At 37.0% G+C, this 13,969-nt stretch carries 17 protein-coding genes; 7 read left to right on the forward strand and 10 right to left on the reverse strand.

The genetic code is table 11. The annotated features are described in order from the left end of the window. Nucleotides 1-19: 19 nt before the first annotated feature. Nucleotides 20-589: a nucleotidyltransferase family protein gene (locus tag PSR12_RS22160; RefSeq protein WP_257520738.1), complete on the reverse strand. Its 570-nt coding sequence runs from the start codon at nucleotides 587-589 to the stop codon at nucleotides 20-22. Between the two features lie 112 nt (nucleotides 590-701). Between PSR12_RS22160 and PSR12_RS22165 the strand changes: the two genes are divergently transcribed. Then, entirely contained in the window at nucleotides 702-1,496 is a 795-nt protein-coding gene (locus PSR12_RS22165) for a sulfite exporter TauE/SafE family protein (protein ID WP_274770555.1), read from the forward strand. Here the strand turns inward: PSR12_RS22165 and PSR12_RS22170 are convergent. Genes PSR12_RS22170 through PSR12_RS22180 form a run of 3 tightly spaced genes read right to left on the reverse strand, consistent with a single transcriptional unit; the run spans nucleotide 1,493 to nucleotide 3,761 of the window. After that, a complete protein-coding gene (locus tag PSR12_RS22170; protein WP_016993074.1) occupies nucleotides 1,493-1,858 on the reverse strand; it encodes a YybH family protein in 366 nt (121 codons plus the stop codon). The two genes, PSR12_RS22165 and PSR12_RS22170, sit on opposite strands and share 4 nt — an antisense overlap. Before the next feature lie 54 nt (nucleotides 1,859-1,912). After that, entirely contained in the window at nucleotides 1,913-2,806 is an 894-nt protein-coding gene (locus PSR12_RS22175) for a DMT family transporter (protein ID WP_274770557.1), read from the reverse strand. Between the two features lie 4 nt (nucleotides 2,807-2,810). Beyond that, nucleotides 2,811-3,761, reverse strand: coding sequence for a proline dehydrogenase family protein (locus tag PSR12_RS22180; protein WP_274770558.1), 951 nt, complete (start codon nucleotides 3,759-3,761; stop codon nucleotides 2,811-2,813). 113 nt (nucleotides 3,762-3,874) lie between these two features. Here PSR12_RS22180 and pdxR point away from each other — a divergent pair, with 113 nt between their 5' ends. Then, complete coding sequence (gene pdxR / locus PSR12_RS22185) at nucleotides 3,875-5,266, forward strand: MocR-like pyridoxine biosynthesis transcription factor PdxR (protein ID WP_221681631.1); 1,392 nt, start codon at nucleotides 3,875-3,877, stop codon at nucleotides 5,264-5,266. Between the two features lie 4 nt (nucleotides 5,267-5,270). Beyond that, nucleotides 5,271-5,762, forward strand: a complete 492-nt coding sequence (locus PSR12_RS22190; protein WP_274770560.1) for an SRPBCC family protein — start codon at nucleotides 5,271-5,273, stop codon at nucleotides 5,760-5,762. Between the two features lie 44 nt (nucleotides 5,763-5,806). On the opposite strand, the gene PSR12_RS22195 is transcribed toward PSR12_RS22190, so the two are convergent. The 3 genes from PSR12_RS22195 to PSR12_RS22205 form a co-directional block, all read right to left on the reverse strand. Next, nucleotides 5,807-6,571 (reverse strand): hypothetical protein, encoded by a 765-nt coding sequence (locus tag PSR12_RS22195; RefSeq protein WP_274770562.1) that lies wholly within the window; start codon nucleotides 6,569-6,571, stop codon nucleotides 5,807-5,809. A gap of 70 nt (nucleotides 6,572-6,641) precedes the next feature. Continuing rightward, a complete protein-coding gene (gene abc-f / locus PSR12_RS22200; protein WP_274770564.1) occupies nucleotides 6,642-8,273 on the reverse strand; it encodes a ribosomal protection-like ABC-F family protein in 1,632 nt (543 codons plus the stop codon). Nucleotides 8,274-8,605: 332 nt separating this feature from the next. Beyond that, the gene (locus PSR12_RS22205; RefSeq protein WP_221681639.1) at nucleotides 8,606-8,971 is read right to left on the reverse strand and encodes a hypothetical protein; all 366 of its coding nucleotides are present in this window, start codon (nucleotides 8,969-8,971) and stop codon (nucleotides 8,606-8,608) included. A gap of 132 nt (nucleotides 8,972-9,103) precedes the next feature. Between PSR12_RS22205 and PSR12_RS22210 the strand changes: the two genes are divergently transcribed. The 3 genes from PSR12_RS22210 (at nucleotide 9,104) to PSR12_RS22220 (ending at nucleotide 11,362) form a co-directional block, all read left to right on the forward strand. After that, nucleotides 9,104-9,994 carry an endo alpha-1,4 polygalactosaminidase gene (locus PSR12_RS22210; RefSeq protein ID WP_257520746.1) on the forward strand — a complete coding sequence of 297 codons (891 nt, stop codon included), beginning with the start codon at nucleotides 9,104-9,106 and terminating at the stop codon, nucleotides 9,992-9,994. A gap of 71 nt (nucleotides 9,995-10,065) precedes the next feature. Then, on the forward strand, nucleotides 10,066-10,548 hold the full coding sequence (locus PSR12_RS22215) for a DUF2243 domain-containing protein (protein WP_221681643.1): 483 nt from the start codon (nucleotides 10,066-10,068) through the stop codon (nucleotides 10,546-10,548). A gap of 13 nt (nucleotides 10,549-10,561) precedes the next feature. After that, the gene (locus PSR12_RS22220) at nucleotides 10,562-11,362 is read left to right on the forward strand and encodes a cytochrome c oxidase assembly protein (protein WP_221681645.1); all 801 of its coding nucleotides are present in this window, start codon (nucleotides 10,562-10,564) and stop codon (nucleotides 11,360-11,362) included. Between the two features lie 14 nt (nucleotides 11,363-11,376). Here the strand turns inward: PSR12_RS22220 and PSR12_RS22225 are convergent, their stop codons facing one another. Beyond that, complete coding sequence (locus tag PSR12_RS22225; protein WP_274770567.1) at nucleotides 11,377-11,886, reverse strand: DNA-deoxyinosine glycosylase; 510 nt, start codon at nucleotides 11,884-11,886, stop codon at nucleotides 11,377-11,379. 18 nt (nucleotides 11,887-11,904) lie between these two features. Then, nucleotides 11,905-12,699 carry a DUF2268 domain-containing putative Zn-dependent protease gene (locus PSR12_RS22230; protein WP_221681653.1) on the reverse strand — a complete coding sequence of 265 codons (795 nt, stop codon included), beginning with the start codon at nucleotides 12,697-12,699 and terminating at the stop codon, nucleotides 11,905-11,907. Nucleotides 12,700-12,804: 105 nt separating this feature from the next. Here PSR12_RS22230 and PSR12_RS22235 point away from each other — a divergent pair, with 105 nt between their 5' ends. Further along, entirely contained in the window at nucleotides 12,805-13,065 is a 261-nt protein-coding gene (locus PSR12_RS22235) for a hypothetical protein (RefSeq protein ID WP_257520749.1), read from the forward strand. A gap of 65 nt (nucleotides 13,066-13,130) precedes the next feature. On the opposite strand, the gene PSR12_RS22240 is transcribed toward PSR12_RS22235, so the two are convergent. Continuing rightward, nucleotides 13,131-13,865: a polysaccharide deacetylase family protein gene (locus tag PSR12_RS22240; protein WP_257520750.1), complete on the reverse strand. Its 735-nt coding sequence runs from the start codon at nucleotides 13,863-13,865 to the stop codon at nucleotides 13,131-13,133. Nucleotides 13,866-13,969 lie beyond the last annotated feature (104 nt).

Here is a 13,969-nt window from a genome sequence, read left to right on the forward strand (position 1 = left end):
TGGTCCCCCTCTTTCTTTTTTATTGAAGATGAATTTTCAATTCTGGCCAACTCAAATGCCATTGCTTTTGCTGAATTCTTTGACGATAAATCGCATAGGCATCCTTATTTTCTAGGTAAAACGGTGTTGGCTCTACAATGCCTGCTCCTAAAAGAAGAATACCGTACGGTGCTGCAATGTCTAGAAACCCATCTGATAATTTTACTCCAATTGCCGTTGGGATTTCTGGGAAATGAGAGATTCCATCAACAGCAGACTGATATGGTTTACTACCATTTAGGACATGCATTCGGGCTTGATTTTTCACGGACCAAGGCTCGTTTGGAGATACCTTTCTCAGTTCTTGCTCATACTGCTTCTCTACTTCTTCTGCTAAATTTTCTTTATCAAAATATATCACATCAATATCAGCAATTGGTGTTCTTTCCTCCTTATCGTGAAGGTAATCCCATACCTTTGAGCGAATAATTCCTGCGCATACCCACCAATCTGGTAATTGCAAAGTTTCTACTGTGGATAAAATGCTCATCATCCAGTCATCAGATGCGATTAAGTTCTTCAGCTCTTCCTCCGTTTGAAGCAATCTCATTCAGCCAGCCCCCATTAATATAAATTAAATCTATAAATCATCAAAAATTATATATTAGATTTATACATCAACACCATTTACCCTAAAGCTAATAAAAGAAAGGGAGAAGATTATGAATAAAATGATCCTGCTGTTGTTATTTGTACTACTTAGCTTAATTGGACTTTTCTATGCAAACATTTCTTTAACACTCGTATGTATCGGAATGGTAGCTGCTTTTATCGGTACACTTGCGGGAGGTGGTGGACTCATTACACTTCCTGCCATGATGCTTGTCGGTATCCCGATTCAAACAAGTATTGCCACAAACAAATTTTCGACAGGCATTTCGTCTTTATCCAGTATTTTTTATCTACTCTATCAGAAGGAGCTACATCTCACATCTATCATTAAATATATAGCCCTTGCTATTGTTGGGGGGATTTGCGGCTCACTTTTAGCTGTTTCGCTGTCTGAGCAAACTATGAACTATATGGCCTGTGTACTACTCCTTTTGGCTTTAGTCGTAACTTTTAAAAATAAGGCGTGGACGGAAGTTCCTGATTCGCTAGAACATCAAGCACCTCATTTTTGGCAACCATTTATCATCGCCATGTATGATGGTGGTTTCGGCCCTGGCTCTTCGACATTTAGCATCTTACACTATCTACGTTCACATCATACTTATATAAAGGCTGTACAGCTCACTCGAGTACTCCTCTTCGGGAGCTGTACAGGTGCATTTATTGTGTTTTATCACACTGGCTTTATTCAATGGCACTATGCAATTGCTATGGCACTAGGCTCCATTATAGGCTCCCAATTAGGTCTCCTAGTGCTCCCCTACATTCCATTAAAAATAGCCAAAACACTACTAACAGTGATTATTATATTGTTGCTTGTTCAAGTTACATTGAAAATAATTTAATGACCACTACTCAAATGCTCATGAATTATCTTCCATTGATCGTTAACTAATGTAAAAATATTAGTCGCTCTACCGCTACCTGATACAAACTTTTCGTTATGATAGCCTTCATAGTGATATGTATAGAGACAGGTAGCCGTCTTTTCATCAACGGTTAACCATTTTACATCAGTAGCTGAATAAACCTCTTCTTTAATGACATTCCATGCATGCTTGAAATAAGCCTCAATCTCCTCTGTTGTTGTGCAAGTTTTATCAGAGAACCAATAAATTGCTTGTGGATGCAAAATAGCCTTTACTTGATTAAAATCATGGGTATTTGTTGCTTGGATATATTGTTCCAATGCTTGTTGATGTGTCATCTTCACCCCTCCTTTTTTAACAATATTATCCTATAATTAACTTCTTATAAATCACTAGTTCCTTATCCCTTTCTGCTTTGACAGTAAATAGATGGCAGCTATAATTAAGAAAAAACCACAGACCTGAAGATTAGTTATTTTTTCATCCAATAGAATAGAAGATAAAATCATACTACTAATTGGCAATAAGCTAGTAAGTACACCTGCCCACGATGCTGAAATTACTGCAAGACCCTGTTGCATCAAAAGAAACGCTATGACGGTTACAACAATGCCGAAATACAATACTAATCCCCACTCTGCAGCTGAAATTTCTTCAAATTCAAAATATCTGCTTTCAGCTACAGCCAATGGGAAAAATAATATGACTCCAAATAAGCTAACCATAGTTGAGACTGTAAGAGCACTCATACGATAAGAAATTAACTTACCTATGATGATAAATAAAGATTCGCAAAATACTGCCCCTAAAATGAATAGATTCCCTAATAATGAAGTTGAATAATGGTTAGTAGCAGAATAGTTAGCAATGTTCATAAAGATAGCTCCCACTACGGCAAGAAGTATACTAATCCCCATATTCCTCGTTAATTTCTCCTTCAAAATAAAATAGGATAGGATTGCAGTGCAGACTGGCAGAGTACCAGTAATAATACCAGCTTCCATAGCAGTCGTTTTTGAAAGACCATGGAGCATTAATATATTAAATAAAAACACCCCTAATAACGCTTGTAAAAAAACCGCTACTAATTCTTTTCTGTTTAATGTTGAAAATCCCTCTATCTTTATCCACAAAGGAATTAAAATAATTGCAGCCACAAGAAATCTTAGTTCATTCGCTAAGAAAATTGGAAAGCTTTGAACAACCAACTTGCCCGCAACAACTGAACTACCAACGATACTCATTGCCACAATAACTTTCCCGCTACTCCAGATCCATCTATTCATTCTTCTATACTACGCGTTCAATGGATTCATTAATAATATCGGTTACTGCTAAATAGAGGTTTTCAGGGTGTTCAGCAATTCGGTGGCAAAGATATAAGTACCACTCATTTCCATACGTTAAATATACTCTACAACGATAATCTTTCCGTCTTAATTCATTGAGTAATGAAGGACGTACACCATAAAGCATCTCAACTTCAACATTTGAGTTATCAAGATATTGACGTCGCTCTAGCTCTTGAATAAGCATTTCATCATGTGTAGCGATTGATATCGGATGATTCGCATTTACTAACTGTTCAACATACTCAAGATAACGCTTATTCAGTTCTTCTGATCTGATCATGGCTATATCGATAGACTCTTGAAAAGCCCCTTTAACAAGTCTTATTTTCCCTGGATATTGCATAAGTTCTTGTAAATCTACCTTTGTACGATAAAGATGAACTTGCAACGTAATTCCAACATTTGTATAATTCGTTGCTATTTTTTTGTAAAGAGTAATAATATCACTAGTCTTTGAGGATTCTTCCATACTTATCATCAAAGTTATTCCATACCGCTGAGCTTTTTGTGTAAGCTCTTCAAGGTGCTTATAAGCAATCTCAGCATTAATAGAAAGACCTATATGAGATAAATCGAAAGATACTGTTTGCTTCAAAGATAAAACCCCCATGTCCTCAATTACTTGTAAAAGCTCATCCTTTGCTCTTTGACAATCCCTTAAATTGGTTGTATTTTCCCCAATATATTCAATGGAGATATTATAATTGTCATTAAGATAATTACGTGCAGCAGTAATGGCATCCTCTCTCTTTTCCCCTGTTACATACCTTTTTGCTGCTTTCCATAATAATGGGTAGAGCTCTGTTGATTGTTGCACCGCATTTTTCAAGCGCTCGTCTCGTGCTGCGACTTTCAAGGCTTGAATCACTAATTCTTCTGTTTTCTTCATATTTATTCCCCCTCTTCGGTATTGGTAAGTACTTTATCATGATAAAATTGGTAACTGTAGAACCACTTTAAAGTGATTTTAAAGGTACCACTTTCAAATCGGAGGTATGTAAAATGTTATGGATACCTATTGATCGAGCATTAGATATTCCTTTAAATCGTCAAATCTATCAGCAAATACGGGAAAAAATTTTAAGTGGACACCTTCAGGCAGGAGAAAAGTTAGTATCCACACGAGAGCTTTCAGTAGAATTGAAAGTATCAAGAAATGTCATATTAGAAGCTTATGATCAGTTACTAGCCGAAGGATTTTTAATTGCACGAAGAGGAGCTGGTACATTTGTTGCAGAAGGGGCGTTGTTACCACAACAGACCAAACCTTTTATTACAAATAAAGCAGGAGATTCAATAGTAGGGAAAGAAGTTATCAACTTACGCTCAGGTATTCCAGCACTCGACTTGTTTCCTCGTAAAACTTGGGCGAAGATAAGTCATCAACTTTGGCACGATAGTGAATCCTCCATATTGGGATACGGGGTTCCAGAGGGGCGCATAGAATTAAGGCATACTCTTGCCCACTACTTATTAAGAACAAGGGGCGTTGAATGTCATCCAGAGCAAATTATTATTACATCTGGTGCGACACAGGCAATGATGCTTGTGTCGAGATTATTGCTGTCACCTAATGATCTTGCTATTATGGAAGATCCTATAACGAATGATATTCAAACTATCTTTAAAGCTTCAGGTGCTACCATTTATCCGATACCAGTAGATGAATTCGGGATGAAAACAAGCCTATTACCAGATAATATAGATCCTAAACTTGTCTTTCTAACTCCCTCTCATCAATTTCCTTTAGGAAGTACCTTACCTATTCAACGTAGAATTCAATTAATTGAGTATGCTAGAAAGAATCATTGCTTTTTAATTGAAGATGATTATGATAGTGAGTTTCGCTACGAAGGGCCACCTGTTAGTTCTTTACAGGGACTAGATCCAGAGCTTGTTCTCTACATCGGTTCTTTTAGTAAAATTCTCTCTCCCGCATTAAGAATAGGATACATTATCCTTCCAACACAGCTTACTGAAAAATGTCGTCAATTAAAATGGTTTACGGACTTACATACACCTTCCTTAGACCAACTTATCCTTTCTCGCTTTATACAGGAGGGCTATATGGAAAGACATATCACAAAAATGAAGAAGTTCTATAAAAGCCAACGTGATTTTCTGATTCAATGTTTACAATCCACTTTTTCACATAACATAAAGATATTCGGCTATTCTACAGGTATGCACTTAGTTGCAGAATTTGAGAAGATTGATTTTACACAAAACTTATTAGTGAAAATAGAACAATTTGGTGTAAAGGTTTACCCAGTAGAGGATCATACAATTAAAAAGGGAAAATATAATAACAGATTGATTATTGGCTATGGTCATTTACAAAAGCATGAAATTGAACTAGGCATCACTAGACTTTTTCAAGCAATTTATCATTAGGAGGATGTCTGTGCTAGCTACTATTGAAAAACAATCAAATTACCATATTGCTACGTTCAAACGAAAATTACTATATCCAATAGATGCCGTTTGGTCCGCTATGACTAACAATGAAAACCTACAAAAATGGATGAGTAATTTAGAAATCATTGAGCTACGTAAGAACGGGAAAATACATTTTAATATGAATGATGGAACAGGTAATTTTGAGGAAATAACCATCACAGATTATGTTGAGAAAGAAGTATTGGGATTTGGTTGGGGTACAGATACGGTGAGATTTGAATTATTTTCTACTGAAAAGGGTTCTTTATTGGTATTAGTAGAGACACTTCAAAATCTGACAGAGCATACACCGAAGGATTTAGCGGGATGGCATATTTGTCTTGATATGTTAACAGATCTACTAAATGGCGTTGAACATCAATATTTCCCAATGGATGAATGGCAGCAAAAATTCAGCGAATACCAAAAAATGCTGAATAGTATAAAGTAAAATAATACAAAAAATCCTAGAGCATCTTTACTCTAGGATTTCTATTATTGATAAAAAGCTGTAGCAATTGCTAGTGCTTTTAAAGGCTCTTTGATTGAATCGAGTGTGTAAACAAGCTTTTCATCTTGCCAAACAATTAAATTACCTGATTGATAAACATCTAGCTGAGCCATGCCATATTGCCTTGGAATAGGTAGCATGTGGTTTTCTAAATACGCTACTGCCTGCTTAGCAAGTTTGACACCTGCATCAGGATTATCAGTTCGTGTGTGAGTGGCAATTGCCCATCGCCCTTCATTCCAACCAGTCCATAATGAACCAGCACCTGCATCTTGATAACCTTTTATATTGTAACCAAGATCAACCTCTTGCCCGCCATTTTGATTGAAATTATCAAATGCTATCTGTGTGCTTGCACCTTCCACACTTTTATATTTCTTGACCAGCAATCTTCCAATAACAGTCGCTGATTTCTTTAATCGAATATCATTAATGGGCATATTCTCTTTGCTTTCATAAAAAATAACTTCAACCTGGTCGCCCTTTGTCCTTACTGTAGCTGATAAAAATGCACCCTCTGCAATAGGTAACGTTGTTGGCATTTTTATTGGAACATCAAAATGAATCTGTTCCTTTATTTGTTGAAGAGCTTCAGTTGCTTGAACCGCATCAACTTGATCATTATTTGACTGTGCTACAGATGTACTTGTTTCAATCTCATGTTGTTGTTCATTCTTATTTCGTTCTGCACAAGCACTTAAGCTACAAATGCTTAACAATAAAAAGAGAAATACTACCTTTTTCACCATGTTAACCCCCATTTAAGAAATGCACTCTCTACATATTTTTCCCTGGAAAAGGTTAACTTAAACGCTTCAGCTATCGAAGTTCATTGATGCGCTTCGTTAGCTCATTAAACTTCTGGTCAAGCATTGCGTAGTCCTTATCTTTATCTGTTAGAAAGCTCAGTTTGCCTAAAATCTCTTGCCTTTCCGTTTCAAGCTTTAAACGGAGAGCCGCTGTATCATCCACTTTATTCGGTGTGACTTCTGTCCACTTTTTTTTGATGTGCTGACCGTGAAGCTCCCAAACGCTGTTCGTGACTTTTTCTAGAAAGTATCGATCATGTGAAACGACAAGCAAAGTCCCATTATATTGGGTAAGAGTATGCTCTAACTGCTCACGAGAAGGTAGATCAAGATGATTTGTCGGCTCATCTAAAATAAGAACATTTTTATCTTCTAAAATATAAGCCATCAGCTTACACTTTACGCGTTCTCCCATACTCATTTTGCCTATGGGCGATGTCCAATGTGTCAGTGTAAATCCTAAATTCTTCATCAAGTTGCGCACTTTAGCGCGCTCTTCAAATGTCTCTCGATAAAAATATTGCTCTGGTGTCTGATCAAGTGGTAAATCAAATACTTCCTGTGTCAGATAACCAATGTTTGCAGCTGGTGATAGCCATACTTCACCCTCAGCTTCTAGCTTGCCTAAAAGTACTTTTAAAAAGCTTGTTTTCCCACTTCCATTCTTTCCTGTAATAGCTATCTTATCTCCAAATTGAGCTGTAATATTCACATCGTTAAATAATATGCGTTCACCAAATTTTAAAGTTAAATGCTTGATTTCCAGTAAGCGCTTGCCAACTCGTTGATTCGTGCCTAAAGAAAAACGAATCTCGGCTTCTGGCTCCACTGCTTCCACTCTTGTCTTCGCAAGTTCAGCTTCTAATCGCTTTTTCTTAGATTTCACCTGCGAATCTAAGCGCTTTGCTTTCACACGGTGGTACTCCTTAAAGCCTTCCAGTTTTGTTGACTGAGTGTGGCCCTTTTGTGACCAAGACGTCAGTTCCCACATTTGAGCCTCAATTCGTTCAATGTTTTTTTGCTGCTTCTCGTAGGAACGTTGCTGGGTTAATCGCCGATGTTCTCTATCTGCCATATAGCTTGTATAATTACCATCATGTTCAATCAGGCTTTTTTCCTCAATAGACAAGATTTTTGTGGCAACCTTATCTAAAAAATAGCGATCATGTGATACAACGATGATTGTCCCCTTATAGTTTTGGACTTGTCTGATGAGGAATTCGGTACTTTGTTCATCTAAATGATTCGTTGGTTCATCAAGTAATAAAATTTGAGCATTCTGGGAAAAACCTTCTGCAAGACGCATTTTCAGCTTTTCACCCCCACTTAACGCTGTAAATGACACATTAGGTACCTGCCACTTAGCCAGCAGATCAGCTTCTCTTGCGGATACTTCTAATTTGTCAAAATGAGCTAGCTCCTGTTCAACAAATGTAATTTTTAAAGCCTGTGCTCTCTGAATTGCTCCCATAGTTGGTGATAATGTACCTTGAATCAATTGTAATAATGTCGATTTCCCAGCACCATTTCGCCCTATAATGCCGATGACTTCGCCTTGTTTTACTGTGCCTGTCACATGCTCAAATAACAATATATCCTTTATTTCATAACGTACATCCTGTAATTTTAAAAGTTCCTTCATACTATCCATCCTCTCCAGTTGGAGGGACAAAAAAATCCCTCCAATTCATTTGGAAGGATTAGTCGCTACAATATCATACACAAATAAGCTCCAAAATTATTATGAAAACAATCTTTGGAGTAGCTAAATATCAGCAGTTGTTTGCGAATATAAAGCAATTATTATGAAAAATGGGCAGACTAATCCTATTTTTGTTGTCCGTGAAATATAAAATTTCCTATACAAAAATTAAGATTAGTTATTCATTAGCCACCCATCTTCCCTTCATTCATCGTTATCGTTCATTGTAACATCATTTTTTTAAAAATAAAACTCTATACCTTGAGATAAGTCTATCTAAAACATTCATAGGAGCGAATTTGATTTCTAGAAATCGTACGGAAATACCAGCCATATCTTCGACTCCATCTAAAGCCAGCAATGATTTCCCTTCCTACAGCTGTTGGGAAAAACCAAAAACTTCTACCACTATTCATCCAAATATACGTATTTCTAAACAAACAGGAACGTATACCACTAGACCCTTCTCGCCAAGCAGGAATTGGTGGTGAAAAACCTGGTGGTGTGCTCATGGGCATTTGTCCTGCTGGAGGGGGGCCGAAATGAGTTGGCCCAAATGACGTTGTTTCAAAATCATTATAATCTCCCCAACCACCAGGTCTTCTAAAATTATCTTCTCTAAATGGATTATTATACACACAAACCCTCCTTTTACATTATTCAATATATGTAAAAGGGCGATTCACCTTTGAGCCATTGCCCATTTACCACAGGTAACCCAATTCCTATTATTGTATAATGGATGGAAAATCCTTAAAAAAGGAGTACTTATGAAAAAATTATTGATACTCTTATTAGCCCCTCTAATCGCAGGTAGTATGTGGATGCTGCTTGCTAAAAATCCAGTATCTTCTTCCACAAGTATCCAAGCAAAGCTTGCTGATGTGAAAGATTACACATACTACTTAGATAAAGGCAACGATGCCATTGGCAAGAGCATGACGAAGTTAGATTTAGTGATTGTAGAACCTATTGAAATGCAGCAAAAGTATATCATCAATGCTCAAAAAAGCGGAACTTTAGTGTACGGCTATATTAATGCGATGGAAGCAGACAAATGGAATACAGCACTCTATCATCAATTGAAGGAAGAAGATTTTTATCGAGACAAACAGGGGGAAAGAATGTATTTTGCCAAATGGGATTCTTTTTTAATGGATTTGACTTCTACGCACTATCAAGACATTTTGCTAGCAGAAATACAGCAGCAAATTGTTGAGAAAGGCTTAGACGGTGTGTTTTTAGATACGGTTGGTAATATCAATTCCTATTTACCTGAAGATGAACAAAAGTGGCAAAATGAAGCCATCTTGTCTTTTATCCAACAAATTAAAAAACGTCATCCCGATTTATCTGTTGCTCAAAATTGGGGATTTCAAACACTTGCTGATTATACAGCGCCATATGTTGACTTTATTATGTGGGAGGATTTTTCGTATCCTGTGGTAGGAAAAGATGAATGGTCACTCGATATGATGCAACAGCTTATCCACATACGCAATAAATTTGGTACACAAGTGATGACAATTGGTTTTGAAGAAGAATCAAAAAGCCGTGCTTTAGCTGAGAAGCATCACTTCAAATTCTTTTATAGTCCTGCTGGCTCTTACTATAATAGCTGGCAATCATCCTTACTTCCCTCTGACAAACAACTGTTTTGAGGGATATTTGTTTAAGAGCTCATCTCAGGGGTAGACTAAAAGAAAATTAGCTTGAGGTGATAGGATTGGATATGACGAATATGTATGAAGAACAAAAACATAAGCATGAAAATCGCTTTCAATATAAGCAGCGTAACATGTGGACTGGGATTTTATTTGGGCTTGGGGTGGTGGCATTTATAGATGAGGTGATTTTTCATCAATTATTACACTGGCATCATTTCTATGATAAGTCTACAGCTGCTATTGGGCTAGTTTCAGATGGTTTATTTCATGCATTCAGCTTTTTTGCTACGATTGGATCTGCTTTTTTATTGGCTGACCTACATAGAAAACATGGGTTTTGGCTAAAAAGATGGCTAGGCGGTATTTTTCTTGGAGCAGGCTCATTTCAGCTTTACGATGGAATTATACAACATAAATTCATGAAACTTCACCAAATTCGTTACAATGTTGAAATACTACCCTATGATATCGTTTGGAACATACTGGCGGCGCTATTAATAATTATCGGTATTGTCTTACTGCTCCAAACAAATCAAAAAGGACGATAGGAGGTGGCCCATCTTGCATTCTCACGAAGTTCATGCTCAAAACTTTCCTATTATGGTTCAGCTTCTACTGGCTTTGCCATTTGTTTTAGTTCTTATAGGCTATATCCTCGCTGTTATTATTTCGAATCAACATAAAAAACAATGGCCTCATTTCCGTACTATCTGTTGGATTATTGGAAATGTCTGTGCTCTGATTACATTAATCGGCCCATTGGCTGCTCTTAGTCATATTCATTTTGACGCACATATGATAGGACATTTATTGCTTGGCATGCTGGCACCATTACTTATGGCATTAGCAGCACCCATGACTCTATTGTTAAGAACCTTACCAGTGAACAACGCACGTATACTTTCTCGGATATTAAAAAAACCGTATGTTCTTTTTATTCGCCATCCAATTATTGCATCTATTTTAAATGTAGGCGGTTTATGGTTACTCTATACAACCTCACTCTTCAACATGATGCACGAATATATACTACTGTATGTATTCATTCATCTTCACATTTTTCTAGCGGGTTATTTGTTCACCATCGCCTTTATTTATATTGATCCTACTCCACATCCATACTCTTATGTTTTTCGATCTCTTACATTAGTAGTAGCATTGGCTGCTCATGCCATATTGGCAAAATTTATTTTTGCAAATCCGCCTCATCATGTACCATCCACTGAGGCAGAACTAGGTGCTAAGATCATGTACTACGGTGGGGATGCTATTGAAATCCTTCTTGTGTATATTCTCTTTTATCAATGGTTTAAAAGCACAAGGAATACTATTCACCCCAAAGTAGCTACTTCATCACGTTAATCTCGTCCTGATGTTTAGACTAAATAGAGTTGGATAATCCGCCAGTCCTCTAGCTTTTCAGTGAACGTTTTAATATTTTTCCCTGGTATTGGACTTGTTGATGGCATCTTTTTATAGGCTCGTCCATCTAGAAGCTCTAAGCCAATATGCTTTTTAAAAACCTCAAATGCTTTCGCTCCATTAAAAAGCACTAATTGGATATTAGGGTATTGTTCAAAAAGGGTTTGAAAATCATTGGGCTTTTCATTACGTATCGCTGCATCTAAACTTCCTTCGCGTTCACAAGTTGCAATCGTGTCCCAAAGACCGATTGCATTGTTTTTTAATAAGGCTATTCTCTCTGTATAATCATTTGGAATCGCTATCTCTAATAACTCACCCATAATAGGCCAAAAGTGATTGCGTGGATTGCCATAGTATTGCTGTTTCTCTAACGATTGTTTTCCTGGCATGGATCCAACAATGAGCACCCTTGTTGCTGAATCTACAATTGGTAATAATATATTTTTTAATTCATTGGACACAACAATCACTCCTTTTCTCTATTGTAGCGGAAAATTCGAACCAGCAAGTAAATCTTGGCTTGAAATGAACAAGGGATGTTGGCGTGAATGGTTCATTTTATACGACTGGACAATTTTGTAGCCTATACAGTAGCCTATCCAAGGTGGAAGGGGCCCCCCGTATAGAAATGGATGATGTTGTTCGATTCCTTGGAGTTGTAAATTCGGTAAAAAATGATGCTCCCATAAAGCTAAAAGTTCTTTATCTGAGTAGGATTGTAACCAAGGAGCAATCCACCTTTCCCCATATAAATCTTTCACCGCATCTTCTGCTAAGCCTTCTAAAATGAGAGAATCCAATAAAGTCATATCATCTAAAGTTTTTTTTAATATGTGTATACGACAAACATGGTTATATTCATGAGCAAATAATGCTTGAAGCTCCTGCTTTTCTAAATCACCCACAAATAAAAAAAGCGAATGAGGATAAGCGACACCATTTTTATTGGTTATCGTTTGCTGCTGAGTAATTGGGAAAATATAAATTGGTATTGATGGGCCATTCCATTTTCTCTGTAAGTATAGGAACTCCTGCTGTACACTGGCCCACACTTCTTGCCTTTTTAATTTTTCAACATCGACTTCCTCATGAGGTAAAAATAGACCCTGTTGCTGTAATGTATAGTGAATTTCTTCTGGAAGCCCATCTCGAAATAGTTTGACTAATCGATCGCAAAGAATCGAGCATTGTAAGCTTGTTCGCTCATCCCTTCTAGTTGATTTTCTAGCACTTACAAATTCATTTAACCACTTATCCGTTGACACAACTGCCATATTATCACCTCTTCACAGCATATGTCTTGAATAGACAATCGGCTAGTGATAAATGCATCAAATCGCATATATTAGCTTGTAATGACATTGAAAGGAGGGATATGTGTGAATCCAGCTGATACTTATAGTCTTTGCTGTAAATATCATGGTAAACGTGTTCGAATCTCGGATTCATCTGGTAAAGTACATGTTGGAGAAATCACAAGGGTAGATAGAAGACAGGTATGGATTCTACCTGATAGAAGATATAGTGGTTATGGTTTAGGGTTTTGGGGATTTGGAGGGTATGGAGGAGAAGGTTTTGGTTATGGAATTGCTCTAGGAACAATTTTAGGTATTGCACTAGCTCCAATTATTTTCTTCTAATTCAAACCTTTTATTTAAGTGAAAAAGAAGCCATTTCAAACATTGTTGAGATGGCTCATTTTTCATTATTGAACTTGCTCTTGTTGCTGTTTGCTTTCAATCAGCTCGGGTATTGTAACAAATGTGTAACCTTGCTTTTTTAATGCAGGTAGTATTTCTTCTAGTGCTTGAATTGTTTGTTTACGGTTCCCGCCACCATCATGAAATAAAATAACATCTCCAGGCCTTGTTCCCTTCATTACCTTTTGCACAATTTTCCTTACACCAGGCTCTTTCCAATCTTGCGTATCCTGATGCCAGGACCACATTACTACCTTATAGCCGTCCTTAACAGCAGCATTAATCATAGCATCCGTGTAATTTCCACCAACGGGACGGAATAAAACTGGGGAAAAACCAGTAATACTATAAATCGTGTCATTTGTCTGTTGAAGCTCCTCTTGCAATTTTTTGATGGAAACTTTAAATGGATGTGTATACGTATGATTTGCTAATTCATGGCCTTCTGTATAAGAACGTAAAACAAGCTCTGGATATTTTTCTGCATTTTTTCCAATAATAAAAAACGTGGCTTTTGCATCATATTTTGCTAATAAATCTAGCACAGCTGCTGTGTATTTAGGATGTGGACCATCATCAAAGGTGAGTGCAACAATTTTATCCTCTGTTTTGATATCCCAAACAACTTCCCCTGTCTCCTCATAATAAGGACGACCTTTATCTGCGTAGCCTTCCTGCACTAAAAATCCCGAGATGATTAAAAAGAAAACAATAAAAATGAATACGTAAATACGTGTCATAGCATCACCTCCCAAGTCCGAAATCACAGAACTCCGTCAACTTACTATTTACGAATTGCCATGAAATATACTTGTGAAGGATTGTCTGTTTTCTCCTTTTAATT

The organism is Lysinibacillus sp. G01H (assembly GCF_028872195.1).
Classification (GTDB): Bacteria; Bacillota; Bacilli; order Bacillales_A; family Planococcaceae; genus Lysinibacillus; species Lysinibacillus capsici.